Source organism: uncultured Mucilaginibacter sp. (genome assembly GCF_937859865.1).
Taxonomy (GTDB): Bacteria; Bacteroidota; Bacteroidia; order Sphingobacteriales; family Sphingobacteriaceae; genus Mucilaginibacter_A.
In genome coordinates this window covers 1-17,166 of record NZ_CALMAT010000131.1, presented here as the reverse complement: position 1 = coordinate 17,166, position 17,166 = coordinate 1, and the positions used below count along the sequence as shown (strand labels likewise).

General features: G+C 42.0%; 15 protein-coding genes. 11 read left to right on the top strand and 4 right to left on the bottom strand.

The annotated features are described in order from the left end of the window. Positions 1-671 (top strand): tRNA epoxyqueuosine(34) reductase QueG (gene queG / locus Q0192_RS14665; protein ID WP_299290413.1); only part of this gene is annotated, 671 nt, incomplete at its 5' end. A 76-nt stretch (positions 672-747) separates the two neighbouring features. Here the strand turns inward: queG and Q0192_RS14660 are convergent. Continuing rightward, positions 748-1,836, bottom strand: a complete 1,089-nt coding sequence (locus tag Q0192_RS14660; protein WP_299290411.1) for an exonuclease domain-containing protein — start codon at positions 1,834-1,836, stop codon at positions 748-750. A gap of 161 nt (positions 1,837-1,997) precedes the next feature. On the opposite strand from Q0192_RS14660, the gene Q0192_RS14655 reads away from it, so the two are divergent. Continuing rightward, positions 1,998-3,968, top strand: a complete 1,971-nt coding sequence (locus tag Q0192_RS14655) for a DUF3857 domain-containing protein (protein WP_299290409.1) — start codon at positions 1,998-2,000, stop codon at positions 3,966-3,968. After that, positions 3,965-5,869, top strand: coding sequence for a DUF3857 domain-containing protein (locus Q0192_RS14650; RefSeq protein ID WP_299290407.1), 1,905 nt, complete (start codon positions 3,965-3,967; stop codon positions 5,867-5,869). The genes Q0192_RS14655 and Q0192_RS14650 overlap by 4 nt, the downstream gene beginning before the upstream one ends. Before the next feature lie 59 nt (positions 5,870-5,928). On the opposite strand, the gene Q0192_RS14645 is transcribed toward Q0192_RS14650, so the two are convergent. From Q0192_RS14645 to Q0192_RS14635, 3 genes are all read right to left on the bottom strand, one after another. Beyond that, the gene (locus Q0192_RS14645; protein WP_299290405.1) at positions 5,929-6,471 is read right to left on the bottom strand and encodes an NlpC/P60 family protein; all 543 of its coding nucleotides are present in this window, start codon (positions 6,469-6,471) and stop codon (positions 5,929-5,931) included. Positions 6,472-6,594: 123 nt separating this feature from the next. Beyond that, on the bottom strand, positions 6,595-7,701 hold the full coding sequence (locus Q0192_RS14640; protein WP_299290403.1) for a hypothetical protein: 1,107 nt from the start codon (positions 7,699-7,701) through the stop codon (positions 6,595-6,597). A 42-nt stretch (positions 7,702-7,743) separates the two neighbouring features. Beyond that, positions 7,744-10,986: a carboxypeptidase regulatory-like domain-containing protein gene (locus Q0192_RS14635; RefSeq protein ID WP_299290401.1), complete on the bottom strand. Its 3,243-nt coding sequence runs from the start codon at positions 10,984-10,986 to the stop codon at positions 7,744-7,746. Positions 10,987-11,338: 352 nt separating this feature from the next. On the opposite strand from Q0192_RS14635, the gene lpdA reads away from it, so the two are divergent. From lpdA to Q0192_RS14600, 8 genes are all read left to right on the top strand, one after another. After that, positions 11,339-12,727 carry a dihydrolipoyl dehydrogenase gene (gene lpdA, locus Q0192_RS14630; RefSeq protein ID WP_299290397.1) on the top strand — a complete coding sequence of 463 codons (1,389 nt, stop codon included), beginning with the start codon at positions 11,339-11,341 and terminating at the stop codon, positions 12,725-12,727. Positions 12,728-12,976: 249 nt separating this feature from the next. Then, positions 12,977-13,297: a multidrug efflux SMR transporter gene (locus Q0192_RS14625; protein ID WP_299290395.1), complete on the top strand. Its 321-nt coding sequence runs from the start codon at positions 12,977-12,979 to the stop codon at positions 13,295-13,297. 114 nt (positions 13,298-13,411) lie between these two features. Beyond that, complete coding sequence (locus Q0192_RS18815) at positions 13,412-13,579, top strand: DUF4160 domain-containing protein (protein ID WP_366518204.1); 168 nt, start codon at positions 13,412-13,414, stop codon at positions 13,577-13,579. Then, the gene (locus tag Q0192_RS14620) at positions 13,560-13,931 is read left to right on the top strand and encodes a DUF2442 domain-containing protein (RefSeq protein ID WP_299290393.1); all 372 of its coding nucleotides are present in this window, start codon (positions 13,560-13,562) and stop codon (positions 13,929-13,931) included. Before Q0192_RS18815 ends, Q0192_RS14620 begins: the two co-directional genes overlap by 20 nt. Positions 13,932-13,980: 49 nt before the next feature. Then, positions 13,981-14,817, top strand: coding sequence for an MBL fold metallo-hydrolase (locus Q0192_RS14615; RefSeq protein WP_299290391.1), 837 nt, complete (start codon positions 13,981-13,983; stop codon positions 14,815-14,817). 161 nt (positions 14,818-14,978) lie between these two features. Beyond that, positions 14,979-15,839: an RNA polymerase sigma factor RpoD/SigA gene (locus tag Q0192_RS14610; RefSeq protein WP_299290389.1), complete on the top strand. Its 861-nt coding sequence runs from the start codon at positions 14,979-14,981 to the stop codon at positions 15,837-15,839. A 96-nt stretch (positions 15,840-15,935) separates the two neighbouring features. Then, complete coding sequence (nfi, locus tag Q0192_RS14605; RefSeq protein ID WP_299290387.1) at positions 15,936-16,649, top strand: deoxyribonuclease V; 714 nt, start codon at positions 15,936-15,938, stop codon at positions 16,647-16,649. 31 nt (positions 16,650-16,680) lie between these two features. Next, on the top strand, positions 16,681-17,166 hold a 486-nt coding region (locus Q0192_RS14600; RefSeq protein ID WP_299290385.1), incomplete at its 3' end, for a PhzF family phenazine biosynthesis protein.

Genomic DNA, 17,166 nt, shown 5'->3' with positions numbered 1-17,166 from the left:
CTCCCGAAGCGCCCAAAATTTCTAATTATGCTTTTGGTGCCGATTATCATGATGTGATCAAGCAAAAACTGTTTCAATTATTGGCTTTTATTCAGGAAAAAATTGGCGAAGTTGGCGGACGTGCTTTTGTAGATTCGGCACCGGTTTTAGACCGCGCCTGGGCTAAAAAAGCAGGTATGGGCTGGATTGGGAAAAACGGAAACCTCATCAGCAAGCAGAAAGGCTCTTTCTTTTTTCTGGCCGAACTGATTGTTGATTTGGAACTGGAATACGACATCGAACCAACCAAAGACCATTGTGGCACTTGCACGCGTTGCCTCGATGCCTGCCCGACTGAAGCCATTGTTGCGCCTGCGGTTGTAGATGGCAGCCGCTGCATTTCTTACTTAACCATCGAACTGAAAAACGAAATCCCGCAAGAGTTTAAAGGCAAAACCGACAATTGGATGTTTGGCTGCGATATTTGCCAGGATGTTTGCCCTTGGAACCGGTTTTCCGTTTTGCATAATGAACCTGCTTTCCGGCCGCCGCCAAAACTTTTGGCCATGACGAAAGCCGATTGGGAAGAAATTACGGAAGATACCTTTAAAAAAGTTTTTAAAAACTCGGCGGTAAAACGGACAAAGTTTGTAGGTTTAAAAAGGAATATTGATTTTTTGAAGAATGGTTGAATGCTTCTTTTATCGGCATAAAACTGGCGTCGCTGATTAAGGCAACACCAATTTTATGCCGATAAAAACAGTATCGCTACTTTCCAAACTTCAGCTTCAATTGCGCCAACATATCGTCATTAATCGGCTCAGCGGGTTTATCGTCGCGGCGCGGCGGCTGCGGATAATTTGGTTTATGTTGCGGCCTTGGCTGTGGCTTTTGCTGTTGGTTCCGTTGCTGGTTTTCCGCCTGGGCAGGTTTAACATAAGGTTTTGGCTGATTTTGAATTTCCGGTTTATGCTGTTCCTGCTGCGGCTTTGACTGCTCAGGGCGGTTTTGTATTTCCGGCTTGGGCTGGGCTTGCGGTTTCGCCAGGTTCTTTTTAGCCGTCCAGCGTTTATAAATCGCTTCCAACCGGCGTTTGGTGTACAACGGAAAATCGCCCTGCATCATCCAGGCATAATAACTTGGCTCGATCTGGAAAATATCTTCCACCTTTTTGCCTTTGTGCTTGCCAAAATTAAAAAGCTCTTCACCTGCTTCGTTAAAAACCATCCTTCCGGCAAAATCAACCGGCTTGGTAAGGTTGGTAAACTGGTGCAGCGCTTCCACATCGTTTACCACCGGTACTGTTTTTACGCCCTTTTTATTTTCCCATTCTGCGCCTTCGTATTTAGCGATTTGGGCAAGCAAAACTTCCATCGTTGCGCGGGTATCGGCTTCGGCAGAATGTGCGTTGATGATGTCTTTTCCGCAGTAAAACTGATAGGCGGCGCGCAAAGTGCGTTGCTCCATCTGGTGGAAAATATTTTGTACATCTACAAAATGGCGGTTTTCTAAATCGAAATCAACTTCGGCACGAATAAATTCTTCCATCAGCATCGGGATATCAAACTTGTTGGAATTGTATCCGGCCAAATCGCTGTTGCCTAAAAACACAGCAATTTCTGGTGCCAGTTCTTTAAACGTACGTTCGTCTTTCACATGCTCATCGTAAATGCCATGGACCAAAGACGATTCGAGTGGGATCGGCATTTGCGGGTTAACACGCCAGGTTTTTACTTCTTCCGTTTCGTCCGGGTGGATTTTGATCACCGAAATCTCTACAATCCGGTCGTTTCCAATGTGCACACCGGTTGTTTCCAGATCGAAAAATGCAAGCGGGCGTTTTAAATTTAATTTCATGCAGTAAATAAAGTGCTAAGGTCGTAAAAACCATCAAAACCAAAAAATCCGGCTTCAATTTTAAACAGGCAATGCTTCTTTTATACCTGTTTTTTTATGAACAAAGGTTATAAAATATCCGTATAAATTTCTACTATTGGTTAACCTAACCCTCTTCACATTTGAAAAAACATTTACTTGTTTATTTGCTGCTTTTGGCAGGGATAAATGCGCACGCGCAAGACTTTGAGTTTGGAAAACCAACCCACGAAGAGCTGGAAATGAAAACTTACAGCAAAGATTCCAGCGCGAATGCCGTGGTTTTAAAAGAGTTTGGCACGGCAACCATCAGCAGCCGCGACAATACGCCGCTGGTATTTCAGTACCACGTAAAAATCAAAATCCTAAACAGCAAAGGTTTTGAACATGGCGATGTCCTCATCCGCCTGCATAAACAGGAAGGCCGGGAAGAAACCGTGGAAGATTTAGAAGGCGTAACGTTCAGCAAAGATGAGAACGGCCTGATACGGTCTGCCCCGCTCGAAAAAACCAGCATCTACAACATCAACAAATCCCAATACATCAACCAGGTTAAGTTTGCGATGCCAAATTTGAAGGAAGGCTCTATCATCGAATACAAATATACGCTGGTTTCGCCGTTCATTTTCAATTTTAAAAGCTGGAACTTTCAATCAGACATGCCCAAAATTTACAGCGAATATGTGGCAAGCATCCCGGCCGTTTATAATTATAATGTAGTGCTTCGCGGAAGCAAAAAACTGAGCAAAAACACTTCAGACCTGGCCCGCGATTGTTTTACACCGGGCGGCGGTCTAAGGGCAGATTGTTCTGTGCTGACTTATGCGATGGCTGATGTTCCGGCTTTTGTGGAAGAAAAATACATGACGGCACCTTCCAATTTTGTTTCGGCCCTGTATTTTGAACTGTCTGATTACAGCGATTACAACGGCGTTAAACACAAGCTGACCAAAGAATGGAAAGACATTGATTATGAACTGAAAACAAACGAAATGTTTGGCAAGCAAATGAAGCGGAAAGACTTGTTTAAAGATAAAATTGCAGGCATAACCCAAGGCGCAACAGATGATTTGGGCAAAGCAAAAGCAGTTTATTTGTATCTGCAAAAATGGTTTAAATGGAACGAGGATTACGGCGTTTACAGCCCGGGCGGCATAAAAAAAGCATTAGACCACCGCACGGGCAGTTCTGCGGATATTAACCTTTCGTTGGTTTCTGCTTTGTCGGCCGCGGGTTTGCCGACAGAAGCGGTCATTCTTTCTACACGTGATAACGGTTCGGTCAATAAAATTTTTCCGGTCGTCAGCGACTTTGATTATGTGGTGGCGCAGGTAGAAATCGGCGAAAAAAAGTATTTGCTCGATGCAACCGACCCGCTCCTGCCCTTTGGTTTGCTACCCGTCCGTTGCATTAACGAACAGGGACGGGTGATCAGCCTGGAAAAACCTTCGTACTGGGCCGATCTGAAAGCTTCACAAAAAGAAAGTTCGCTCTACACTATCACCCTTAACATAGAAGAAAACGGGAAAATTAAAGGGACGGTCAACAATTATTCCTTTGGTTATGAAGCTTACAACAAACGGAAAAAGATCAAAAAGTTTAACAGCATAGACGAATATGTAGAGAGCCTGGATGACAACATGCCCAAGATCAAAATCCTGAAATCGGACGTAAAAAACCTGGACAACAACGAGTTGCCTTTGAGCGAAGAATACGAAATTGAAATGAACGCTTACGAAAAACCAGACGAAGACCGGTTTTCGTTTAACCCGTTTTTTTTGGACAGGATTACCGAAAACCCTTTTAAACTGACCGACAGAACATATCCGGTGGATTGGGGCGCGCCTTCGGAAACCAAAATCATGTTGCGTTTGAATTTTCCGGCACAATATGAAGTAATCAGCAAACCAACTTCGGTAGGTTTGAGCCTGCCTTTAAAAGGCGGACGTTACATTTCCCAGAGTTCTGTGGACGGCAACGAGTTTAGTTTTACTGAGTTGAAACAGTTAGACAAATCGGTTTACGAACCCGAAGAATACCCTTACTTAAAAGAACTGTTCAACAAAATCGTGCAGACCGAAAGGACAAACATCACCTTCAAAAAGAAAAAATGAAAACCATAGCAGCAGGCTTTTTTTTGATTTGTTTGGCTTCGGCCGGTTTTGCGCAAAACCTGTACGACGTTGCCTCCATTCCGCAAGGGCTGAAACCTTACGCCAATGCAATTGTGCGCAATTCGGAAGAAACAATTGAAATTAAAGAAGCCGACAACGTAATTTACCATGTAAAAGAAGCAATCACGATTATGAACAAAAACGGCGACGACTTTGCAAGGATCGTGATCAATTATGATAAAGGCCGACAGCTTAAAATGGTGAAAGGCAGCATTTACAACCAGTTTGGTTTGCCTGCGGGAAAATTTTCGGAAAAAGATTTTACCGATAACAGTGCCATCAGCAATTTTTCTTTGTACGAAGATGACCGCGTTAAATATTATAAACCCGGCACAAACACGTACCCTTACACCGTTGAGTTTGAGTACGAATTGAAACAGCGGCAAAGTTTGGTTTTGCCCAAATTTTTATCGGCGTATTCTTCTGAAATGGCGGTAGAAAATAGTTCTTACAAAATCATCTGCAAGCCGGATTTAAATTTACGTATCCACGAAAGTAACTTTTTGGGCAAAATGCAAACCGAATTGCTAAAAGATCAAAAGGTTTATAGCTGGCAAATCAACAACGTCAAAGCAATCCGGGAAGAACCTTTTTTGCCCGATTCGCATACGTTTTTAACTTCGGTGGAAGTGGTCCCCGAAAAATTTTCTTTTGGCGGCAAGCCTGGTTCTTTCAACAATTGGGAAGAATTTAGTAAATGGATGAGCAATACGCTGTTAAAAGGGCGTGATGAAATTCCGGCAGAAACGGCTGCTTATATCCGCGATCTGGTGAAAGATATTTCCGATCCGAAACAAAAAGCCAAAAAAATATACGAATATATGCAGCAAAAAACACGCTACATCAGCGTGCAAATTGGCGTTGGCGGGTATCAGCCAATTTTGGCAAGCGAAGTTGACCGTTTAGGTTATGGCGATTGCAAAGGCTTGGTCAACTACACGCGTGGTTTGCTTAAAGTTGCCGGAATTGATTCGTATTACTGTATCGTTTACGGAGATCATAGCCGTAAAAGAAGCATTGATGCCAGTTTTGCCAGTTTGCAGGGCAACCATATTATTTTGTGTTTGCCTTTCAAAAACGATACCACCTGGCTGGAATGTACCAGCAAACAAATCCCCTTCGGCTTTTTGGGCGATTTTACCGACGGCAGAAACGTGGTGGCCTGCAACGAGCAAGGCGGAAGATTGATGCGGACACCGGAAATCAAAACTTCGGCCAATCTTCAAACCCGTAATTGTACTTTTTCAATCAACAAAAACGGTACGCTGAACGGCAAAATGGAAACCCGTTACGAAGGCGAGCAGTACGATAACCGGGAAGATTTGATTGATGAACCATACCAGGAACAATTGAAAGATTTGCAGCAGGTTTATTTGATTGATAACCTCGACATTAAATCTTTTAAGCTGAAACAGGAAAAAACGCAGCAACCGGTTACATTGGAAACACTAAACTTTGAAGCACAAAATTACGGTGCAGAAAACGAAGGACGCTTTATTGTGCCGATCAACCGCGTCAACTTTGTAAAAAGGCCGTTAAAAGAAGTACGTAACCGTGCGTTTCCGGTTTGTATCAACCATGGTTATGTGGATCAGGACGAGCTAATTTATCAACTTCCGGAAGATTATAAAGTAGAAGAACGGCCAAGAAACGTACAAGTTAATACCTCTTTCGGAAATTATACGGCAAAGGTTGAACTGCAGGACGGGAAGCTGGTTTATTCAAGAAAAATACAATTAAATGCCGGGACGTATCCGAAAGAAATGTATGCAGAAATTGCAGGTTTTTATCAAACCATGTACGAAGCAGATAATTCTCATTTTACGCTGGTCAAGAAATAATGTTAAATGATATTCTTCCTGAATGAAAAACCGGCAATGCTTCTTTTACCGGTATAAAATCATTGCCCGGCAATTACCGACCCGCAGCGCGAAAAGTATTTGTACATCGCCGGGTCGTGCAGCTTGACCAGCAAAATCCCTTTATTAGTACTGGCATGTACCACGAAATCGTTTTGCAGGTAAATGCCGACGTGGCTGAATTTCTTCCCGTCAAAATCAAAAAAAACCAGGTCGCCTTCCTGCAACTGCTCTTCGTATTTCCGTTTGATGGTGTTAACCTGCTGGCTTGTCATCCGCGGCATGTTGATACCGTAAACCTGCTGCTCCAGCAGCGAAACGAAGCCAGAACAATCAATCCCGTCTTTATCCAATCCGCCAAAACGGTAAGGCGTGGCCATCCATTGATCAATAAAAGTATATAAACGGCCGTTGTTGATGCTGCTTTCCTCCACGCCCATCAACTGCGAATACTTTTGGGAGATGGATGCCGAAGGTTGCACAATTTCGCCCGGCTGCCCTTTTAGTTGGTGCTTGCGCGATTTGCAAGCCGAAAAAAGTAGTGGTAAAAGAAGTACGAGGAAGAAATGTTTCGGAAACCGCATCAATATAAAAGTAGCAATAGTTGTGGTTTTACGAAAAAGATAAAAATGGGTTTAAACAAAAAAATCCTGAAAGCTTGTGCTTTCAGGATTATGATATATGCTTACGATCAAAAAAACAACTAATTATTGTTTAACTTTTTGAATGATCTGGCGATAAGCATCAGCTACGTAAAGCATTCCGGCAGCATCAACCGCTACACCAACCGGTGCATTAAAAGGCGTCCTTAAAGTTAAATATCCGCTCCCGGCTACAGATGTTACCGTGCCATTGGTTCCAATTTTGCGTATCAAATTGTTATTGCTGTCTGCTACATAAACCACGCCTGTTGCATCAACCGCTACGCCACTTGGATAATTGAAAGAAGCAGCATTTGCAGCACCGCTAACATTTCCGGCAGAACCATTGCCTGCCACTGTGGTAACCACACCGGCAGCAGTGATTTTACGGATCAGGTTATTGTTGGCATCGGCTACATAAACATTACCGGCTGCATCAACTGCCACACCTCTCGGGCCGTTAAAAGAAGCTGCTGTTCCGGTGCCATTTGCATTACCGGCTTTCCCGCCGGCAAGCGTAGTTACTACACCGGCAGCCGTTATTTTACGGATTGAATTGTTGTTGAAATCAGCTACATAAACATTACCGGCAGCATCAACAGCAACGCCAGCCGGGCCGTTAAAAGTTGCTGCGGTTCCTGTTCCATTAAGGTTGCCTGATAAACCCGCAGTACTACCAGCTAACACGGTTACTGTTCCGTTACCTGCACCGGTGGCGGTTACTATTTTACGGATTTCGTTGTTCCCAAAATCAGCTACATAAACTGCTGCGCCTGCTGCATCTACTGCAACACTGCTGGGGCTATTGTATAAAGCAGACACACCAACAGCGGAAGTATTTGTCCGGCCGGAAGTACCATTTCCGGAGAGTGTAGTTACAACTCCTGCTGAAGTGATTTTACGGATGGCGTTATTTTGTTGGTCTGCTACATAAACATTACCTGCTGCATCTACAGTCAGGCCATAAGGGTTATAAAATGTTGCTGCTGTACCAGTTCCATTTGCAAAACCAGAAGCACCACTACCGGCAAGTGTAGTTACCATGCCCGTTGTTGTGATGGCAGTTGGCATTACATCCGGATCGTTGCTCTTTTTACAACCAGAAAAAAGCATAGCCGGAAGAAGCGCAATTGAAGCTGCTGCTACCGCTTTATTAAAATTATATCGTGTCATTGTACTATAAGCTCTTAATGAATGATTTTAAAAGTGTTACCATTAGTTAAAGATGTAACGTGCGCCGATTTGTGCCTGCCAGGTTGTGTTTGAAATACTCGGGCGGAAAGATGTAGTTACTGGCACAAGGTTATTTCTATCTTGGTAAGGGAAAGAATAAGTAGCCCTGCCGCTTGCAGGGTCAATTCCTTTGTACGATAAAATACTGATTGTGCCTGAATTAAAACCGTTAAAAGTAGTTTGAGACAATCCCCAATTTGGATTCAGAAAGTTACCTAAGTTTACCATATTGAAAGAAATCTCTAAAGTGTTGCGTTTTCCGTTTTTCAGGTCTATGTAGAAATCCTGGGTAATGTTTAAATCAGCCCTTTTAAAGTATGGCAAAATAGCACCGTTTCTTTGCGCATATTCGCCTCTGTGCTTGCTTAAATAAGGGTCTTGCTTAATAAAAGCATCCAATTGCGCCCATTCCTGGTCGGATGTACGCGGGTCTGTTGCATTATCCCTCACCATGATGATATCACTTTGATTTTTGGGAATATACATCAAATCGTTTGTTGCGCCATCGTTATTCGGGTCGCCGCTGGTGATGTAAGAAATTGCGCCGTTGTTAGCTGCTTCAAAGAAAATACCGATGGAAGTTGAACCGTGTTTCAGGTAATCTCTTTTGTAAGATAAAGCCGCAATTACCCGGTTTGGCTGAACGTAAGAACTGTTTGACAAAGCTGTAGAATTTGGGTCTCCAACTACCGGGCGGGTACTCCAAATTGTGCTTGCAGTAGTACCGCCGTCGTTTACATCTTTTGACCTGGTATAAGTGTAAGCAATGTTGGCATACAAACCATTGGTAAAGTTTTTCTGCAATTGGCCGGTAATAAAATACGAGAAACCTCTGTTGGTATTGCTCATATATATAGCTTGTGTAATAGCCGGGTTAGTTACGGTATTTCCGGTAAACATGGTCCTCGCAGTATATCTTATTTGTCCTTCAACACCTGGTAAAGTGGTATAAGTGTCGGAAAGGGCAATGTTTTGGTGATAAACGGCATTGATGTCTTTGGTATAAGCACCTTCAATGGTACCGATGATACCAAAAGGCAGTTTCTGATCAATTGCTAAGTTAGTCCTGAAAATCTGTGGATATTTAAAATCGCGTGAAGTTGCATCAACTTCATAAGAGGTATTGGCCTGAGCTGTTCCCACGGCAGGGCGGTTAGCTTCAGTATTAGGGTTAAACAACAAACGCGGGTCATTTGGGGTAGCAGCTTTGGTAACCGTATAAGACCCAAACAGAACGCCTGTGTTCGATAATTGGTTTGATATCCAAACGTAAGGAACCAAACCAGTAAATATACCTGTACCACCGCGAACCTGTGTATTTTTATCACCGTTTACATCCCAGTTAAAACCAACTCTTGGAGAAAATAAAACCCTGTTTTTTGGCAGGTGTGAAACATCTAACTTGATGCCTTGCTGAAAAGTTAAAGCAGCAACATTTGGGTTAGGATCAGTTGTAACAGGGAAATAATTATAATCAGCACGTAATCCGTAAGTCAATTTAAAGTTTTCTGCAACATTATACCTGTCCTGAGCATAAAAACTCAAGTTGTAGGCAGAAAGATTGGCAAAAGGAAATTGACCGCTTGGCAATGCAGAATTACGGACGGTATAAGCAGCCGCAGGTTGATTGGTTAAAAAGTCGGAAGCCGAGTTATAAGTGTATAAACCATTATAATCCGGTGCAAAACCGTTTACGTATTTATTTAACTGATTGCTTGTACCAACAACGATTTCATGCTTTCCTGCAAAAAAGGTTAAGTCATCTGATAATTGTGTTGTATTGGTAGAAAGCAGGTTTCCTGCACTGTAAAGTTCATAACCAAAACTGGTTAAAAGAGATGTTGACCCAACACCATTACCAATATCAACCATTGGGATATTAGAGCTTCCTAAAACATTACGGTAATCGCGCAAAGCAGAATAGCCTGCTGTCAGTTTGTTGGAAATCGTATTGCTGATCCGGCTGTTTAACTCGACAATACCAATATTAAAGTTGTTATTAATTTGGTAGCCGGAACCAAAAAATGGCAAAGTATTTAAAGACGGTGCGCGTGAAGTACCAAAACCAACACCGGCATTTGTAATTCCTGAACTGCTGGCTTGTACTTCACGATATGATTTTAAGTAAAAATACTTGGCACTTAAAGTGTTTTTATCGTTGATATTCCAATCTAATTTTACAGTCGCTTTATCACTATAAGTGTGGTAATTGTAGCCTTGATACGGGCCCGGATTGTAATTGTATTTAGTTTGCAGATAGTTGCTGATGGCATCTAATGTTGCTGCATCTGCTTGTGAGATGGTACCGCCTGCAGTTTGGCCCGGTGTTAAAGCGCTATAAGTAGTTGCAGGGTTACTGATACGTTCCTGTTCGCCGGAAGCAAAAAAGAACAATTTGTTTTTGATGATCGGGCCGCCAATGCTTGCACCACGCTGGTTATAAGTAAAAGGCGTTTTAGGCAAATCATTTAAACCTGCATGATAGCCGGTTAAACCTACACCTCTGGTAAAACCATAAATTGTTCCGCGAAAATCATTTGTACCGGAACGAACCACAGTATTAATACCTGCACCGGTAAAAAAGCCCTGGCGGACATCATAAGGTGCAATATCCACCTGAATCTGTTCAATCGCATCCAATGAAATGGGCTGAGAATTGGTTTGACCGCCCAAAGTGCCGGATAAACCAAAAGAGTTGTTAAACAAAGCACCATCAACAGTTAAATTGTTATAATTGCCGCTTCTGCCACCAAAATTTAAACCGTTTGCCGAAGGCGTTAAACGCGTAAAATCTTGCAAAGAACGGCTTACTGTTGGCAAACGGTCAATTTGTTGCCGGGTTATGGTTTGCCTTGCACCGGTTCGCGATTCATCAAAAACCTGGTTTTGTCCTGATGTAACCACAACTTCTTTCAGGGTTGTTGTAGTTTCGGCCAGGGTTGCATCTACCCGCAGTTCCTGGCCTAAAGTAGTAGTCAGGTTATCCTGCACATAATCATTTAAACCCAAAAAAGAAACCCGGACAATGTAAGGCCCGCCAACCCGAACGTTCGGAAGGTTGTAACGGCCATCAGCACGGGTTGCAGTAACATACTTGGTTCCGGATGGGACATGGATAGCCGTAACCGTAGCTCCTGGGAGCGGGCCCCGGTTATCCTTAACCAAGCCAATGAATGAAGCCGTAGTAACACCCTGTGCAAAAACACCAGAGCTATAAAACTGCATCAAACAAAAAAAGGACAAAAGCAGAAGTAAATTCTTCCTCATAAAAGATTTGTTAGTGAATTGATTGTTTAAATAGTAGCCTGTTTTAATGCTGCAAAGATAACGGTTAGAAAAAGCCAAACATTAAGTTAATGTTAACTTTAACAATTAATTTCTTAACACTTCTGCCTTTTTTTTACACATTAACAATAAATTGCCCTCTTTTTCTTGCTAATTCAATATTTTTTTGCTATTTGTTTCAAAAACTGCATTTTACTGCTCTTGGCCCCTTAAACACTTTTACTTTAAACAAACACCTATTTTATTTAGCTTTGAAGCTGATCTGAAAACAGGTTTTATAAAATAAATAGATATGGATTACGATCTTATAGTGATTGGCACCGGCCCGGGCGGTTATGTTGCTGCCATCCGTGCGGCGCAGTTAGGTTTAAAAACCGCGGTTATCGAAAAGGAATCTTTAGGCGGCATTTGTTTGAACTGGGGCTGTATCCCAACCAAAGCTTTGTTAAAAAGCGCCCAGGTTTTTGAGTACATCAACCACGCAGAAGAATATGGCCTGAAAGTTAACGGCAGCGAAGTTGATTTTAGCAGCATCATCAAAAGGAGTCGCGGTGTGGCCGATGGCATGAGCAAAGGCATCCAGTTTTTGATGAAAAAAAACAAGATTGACGTGATCATGGGAACTGGAAAATTGAAGGGTAAAAACAGCATCGAAGTGAAAGCCGCCGATGGTTCAACCAAAAATTATACGGCTAAAAACATCATCCTGGCAACGGGCAGCCGTTCTCGCGAATTGCCAAATCTGAAACAAGACGGCGTTAAAGTGATTGGTTACCGCCAGGCCATGAACTTGCCAAAACAACCGCAAAGTTTAGTGGTCGTTGGTTCCGGTGCCATCGGCGTAGAGTTTGCTTATTTTTATAATTCTATTGGCACCAAAGTAACGATCGTAGAATATTTAGACAACATCGTTCCGGTGGAAGACGAAGATATTTCCAAACAACTGGCGCGTTCTTTCAAAAAACTGGGCATCAATATCATGACTGGTTCTACGGTTGAATCGGTTGATACTTCCGGCGAAAAATGCAAAGTTAACGTTAAAACAGCCAAAGGAAACGAAGTTTTAGAAGCTGATGTTGTGCTTTCTGCCGTTGGCGTGATGACGAATTTGGAAAATTTAGGACTGGAAGAACTCGGCATCAAAACCGATAAAGGCAAAGTTTTGGTGGATAATTTTTACAAAACTAATGTAGAAGGCGTTTTTGCCATCGGCGATATTGTAAAAGGCCAGGCTTTGGCGCACGTGGCATCTGCCGAAGGGATTATTTGTGTCGAGAAAATCGCCGGCAAAAACCCCGAGCCTTTAAATTATAACAACATTCCGGGCTGCACGTATTGTTCGCCCGAAATTGCTTCCGTTGGTTATACCGAAAAAGCGGCGCGCGAAGCCGGTTTCGAAATCAAAGTTGGTAAGTTTCCTTTTTCGGCTTCCGGAAAAGCAAGTGCCGCCGGTGCAAAAGATGGTTTTGTTAAAGTGATTTTTGATGCCAAATACGGCGAATTTTTGGGCGCGCACATGATCGGTTATAACGTTACCGAAATGATTGCCGAAGTAGTAACTGCCCGTAAACTGGAAGCAACAGGGCACGAAATTATCCATTCAGTTCACCCGCACCCAACCATGAGCGAAGCGGTGATGGAAGCTGCGGCGGATGCATATGGAGAAGTGATTCACTTGTAAGTTGGGTTGCGGGTTGTGGGTTGCCAGTTGTGAGTTCTTATCAAGTTTAAATAGGTAGTTTAAGATAGAACTGGAAACTTACAACTCGCAACTGGCAACTAATACCAATGCTTCTTTTATCCCCTAAAAATTGGTGTGATAGTTACAGTTTAATTTGAAGAACGGACAACTCAAAACCCACAACTCATTCAAATGCTTCTTTTATCAACACAAAACTGGCAACCGCAACTCAAAACCCACAACTGAAACATGGCCTGGCTCTACCTTATTCTTGGTGGTTTGTTTGAAGTTGGTTTTACCACTTGCCTTAAATTTTCAAACAATTTCAGCAACTTAAAATGGAGCTTTGGCTTTTTCATTTGCATTGTATTGAGTTTATTGTTGTTGAACAAAGCCATCCAAACACTTCCGATTGGTACCGCTTATGGTGTTTGGACCGGCATTGGCGCAAGCGGATCAGTTTTAATTGGCATTTTACTTTTTAAAGAATCAGCAGATTTTTGGCGGTTGTTTTTTATTTTTATGCTGATTGCTTCGATATTAGGATTGAAGTTGGTAACGAAGGAATAATGATAAAGTTGGTATTACATTTATTCTTATTTTTGTTTAGATGTGCCTAAAGTTTTAGAAAGTAACGGATATAGATTTAGTTTTTACAGCAACGAGAATTAGGAACCTGCTCATATTCATATTACAAAAGGCACAGCAAATGCGAAATTTTGGTTAGAGCCAAAATTACAAGAAGAATATTCCTACGGTTTTAAACTTATCGAAAGGCGAAAAATAAAAAATATACTTCGAGAGCATTACAACACACTAATTGAAAAATGGCATGAGCACTTTGAAAATTAACCATCCTGAAAAAATCGTAAATAAAAAAGCTAAAGATCCATTCGATCAATTAATTTTTGAACAAGGTCTGCGCATCAAACAAGTTCTTTTAATAAACAAAAAGGAAGACATCTTGATTGTGCAATTAAATAATGATGCAGAAGTGAAAATTGCTTTAAGTAGTTATTCAAAATTAAAAAAGGCAAGTCAACAAGAATTAAATCAATGGGAAATGATTGCCGACGGAATTGGTCTCAGATGGGATGGTTTGGATGAAGATTTATCTGTAAAAGGCTTAATTAAAGAATCAGCATTAAACGAAGCGTTGCACCAATTGCAGAACAATGCTAAATCCAAGCTTACAATCCTTTAAATTGTTGCAGTCAATCTTGCTACCTCTTACCTGATACCTGATACCTCACTTGCAACTCCACACGATCAATACCGGTCTATTCAAACTCGATGGCGGAGCGATGTTCGGCGTGGTGCCAAAAACTTTGTGGAACAAAACCAACCCGGCCGATGAAAACAATTTGATTACACTGGCGATGCGTTGCTTGTTGATTGAAGATGCAGAAAAATTAATTTTGGTGGATACCGGAATCGGCAACAAGCAAAGCGAAAAATTCTTTAGCCGTTACTTTTTACATGGACATGATTCCCTCGAAAAATCATTAAACAAATTAGGTTTTGGTGTTGATGACCTGACCGATATTTTCCTCACACATTTACACTTTGACCATGTTGGCGGTAGTGTGATTTTGCAAGATGAAAAGCTGGTCCCCAAATTTAAAAACGCCAATTATTGGAGCAATAAAAAGCATTGGGATTGGGCTGTAAATCCAAACGAACGCGAGAAAGCTTCCTTTTTAAAAGAAAATTTATTGCCGCTGCAGCAAAGCGGACAATTGCAATTCATTAATCCAACCGATGCTTCTTTTACCGGCAATATTTCGGTGCTTTATGCTAATGGCCATACGGATGCGATGATGCTGCCCAAGATCAGTTACAAAAACAAAACACTGGTTTACATGGCCGATTTGTTGCCCACCGTTGGCCATATTCCGCTTCCTTATATTCCGGCTTATGATATGTTTCCGCTTAAATCTTTGGCAGAAAAAGCAGCGTTTTTAGAAGAAGCTGCCGATCAAAATTACATCTTGTTTTTAGAACACGACCCGGAAATTGAATGTTGCACCGTTAAAAAAACAGAAAAAGGCATCCGTTTAAACAAAACTTTTAAATTGAATGAAATTTAGGTGGTAAAAGAAGTATTAAACGTCGTTTCAACAATTAACGGCTTAAAAATGAGGTTCTTTAACCAAAAATCAGCAATCTTGTTTTATCTTTAAACAAAAAGTTACAGATATTTTTTATTTTCGCATGTTTTTATTTAGCTATAAAAAGGTAGGATTTATAAATGAGACAACTTAAAATAACTCAATCCATTACTAATCGTGAGTCGCAGTCGTTAGACAAATATTTACACGAAATTGGAAAGGTTGATTTAATTACAGCGGAAGAAGAAGTTATTTTAGCGCAAAAAATACGGGAAGGCGATCAGGCAGCGTTAGAAAGGTTGACCAAAACCAATCTCCGGTTTGTTGTTTCTGTTGCTAAGCAATATCAAAATCAAGGACTTACGCTGGGCGATCTGATCAACGAAGGAAACCTGGGCCTGATTAAAGCCGCCAAACGTTTTGACGAAACCAAAGGCTTCAAATTTATTTCGTATGCCGTTTGGTGGATCCGCCAATCCATTTTGCAGGCCATTGCCGAGCAGTCGCGCATTGTGCGTTTGCCGCTCAACCAGGTTGGTTCTTTAAGCAAGATCAGCAAAGCGTTTTCAAAATTGGAGCAGGAATACGAACGCGAACCATCGCCCGAAGAACTGGCCGATATATTAGAAACAACGGTTGATAAAATTTCGGATACGTTGAGCAATTCCGGCCGCCACGTTTCGATGGATGCGCCTTTTGTGCAAGGCGAAGAAAATACATTGCTGGACGTTTTGGACAACAAAGAGCCGAACACCGATTCGATGTTGATTGATGAATCATTGGCCGAAGAAATCCGTCGTTCTTTGTCCTCTTTAACTGAGCGCGAACGGGAAATCATTGTTTTGTTTTTTGGTTTAGGCGCAAACAGTCCTTTTTCTTTGGAAGAAATCGGCGAGAAATTTACGCTGACACGCGAACGCGTCCGCCAGATCAAAGACAAAGCGTTGCAACGGCTGCGGCATACTTCACGCAGTAAAATATTAAAATCTTATTTGGGATAAATAATCAAAGCCTTCATTTTCTGAAGGCTTTTTTGTTTTCTGTTCTTCGCACAAACGCTTTTAATTGATGTTGGTTTAAGTTCAAATGCTTCTTTTATGCCCCTAATTTCACCGGAAGAATACGAAAGCCTCTCTCCTGCCCAAGCCATCGAACTGCAAAAACAACTGCGCGAACAAATCCAAATTGAGCCGCTCGAAAAACCAATCCAAACTATTGCCGGCGCCGATATTTCTTTCAATAAATACGAAGACACGGTTTACGCCGGCATCATTGTTTTGAGTTTTCCGGGTTTGCAGGAAGTGGCCAAAGCAACCGTTATCAGCAAAGCAACATTTCCATATATTCCGGGTTTGCTTTCGTTTCGCGAAATTCCTTCGCTTTTAAAAGCCTGGGAATTGCTTTCGGTAAAACCGGATTTAATGGTTTTAGACGGACAAGGAATTGCACATCCGCGCCGCCTTGGCATTGCCACACATTTTGGTTTGGTTACCGGTACGCCAGCTTTGGGTTGTGCCAAAAGTTTATTGATCGGCAAGTACGAAACTTTGCCCGAAGCCGCAGGTTCCACCAGTTTATTGTATGATCAAAGCGAAGTTATCGGCGCAGCACTTCGTACCAAGTTTAAAGTAAACCCGGTTTTTATTTCGCCGGGCCACAAAATCAACTTAGAGCAAAGTTTGGAAATAATGAAACAGTGCAATTCTGGTTACCGCATACCGGAACCAACGCGAAAAGCACATTTGTTAGTCAATCAAATCAGAACACAAAATATGGGCGATAAAAGAAGCACACAGTTAGGTTTGTTTTGAAAAACTATATTGCAACTTTAAATTCAATCCAATGAAAAAAATTTCCATTTACCAGGCCGATGCTTTTACCGATCAGCTTTTTGGCGGAAACCCGGCTGCCATTTGTCCGCTCGAAGAATGGCTGCCCGACGAAACGATGCAGCAAATTGCTTTAGAAAACAACCTGGCCGAAACTGCTTTTTTTGTAAAAGATGGCGACAGTTTTATGCTGCGCTGGTTTACGCCCGAACTGGAAATTGATCTGTGCGGACACGCAACCTTGGCATCGGCACATATTTTATTTACCGAATTGGGTTTTGCCGGAGAAGAAATCCAATTCAAAACCAAAGTTGCCGGAACTTTAACGGTTTCTAAAAAAGACGGCCTTTACACATTGGATTTTCCTTCGCGCCCGCCGCAACCTTGCGAAACGCCGGATATTTTACTGGAAGCTTTAGGCGGAGTTGCTCCAATCAGCATCCAAAAATCGCGGGATTATTTTGTGATTTACGAAAAGGAAGAAGACATTATCAACCTG

Coding starts and splice junctions, on each gene's coding strand:
- Q0192_RS14660 (WP_299290411.1), bottom strand. CDS start 1,836: ATGAAATTAAATTTAAAACGCCCGCTTGCATTTTTCGATCTGGAAACA.
- Q0192_RS14650 (WP_299290407.1), top strand. CDS start 3,965: ATGAAAACCATAGCAGCAGGCTTTTTTTTGATTTGTTTGGCTTCGGCC.
- Q0192_RS14645 (WP_299290405.1), bottom strand. CDS start 6,471: ATGCGGTTTCCGAAACATTTCTTCCTCGTACTTCTTTTACCACTACTT.
- Q0192_RS14640 (WP_299290403.1), bottom strand. CDS start 7,701: ATGACACGATATAATTTTAATAAAGCGGTAGCAGCAGCTTCAATTGCG.
- Q0192_RS14635 (WP_299290401.1), bottom strand. CDS start 10,986: ATGCAGTTTTATAGCTCTGGTGTTTTTGCACAGGGTGTTACTACGGCT.
- lpdA (WP_299290397.1), top strand. CDS start 11,339: ATGGATTACGATCTTATAGTGATTGGCACCGGCCCGGGCGGTTATGTT.
- Q0192_RS14625 (WP_299290395.1), top strand. CDS start 12,977: ATGGCCTGGCTCTACCTTATTCTTGGTGGTTTGTTTGAAGTTGGTTTT.
- Q0192_RS14620 (WP_299290393.1), top strand. CDS start 13,560: ATGAGCACTTTGAAAATTAACCATCCTGAAAAAATCGTAAATAAAAAA.
- Q0192_RS14610 (WP_299290389.1), top strand. CDS start 14,979: ATGAGACAACTTAAAATAACTCAATCCATTACTAATCGTGAGTCGCAG.
- nfi (WP_299290387.1), top strand. CDS start 15,936: ATGCCCCTAATTTCACCGGAAGAATACGAAAGCCTCTCTCCTGCCCAA.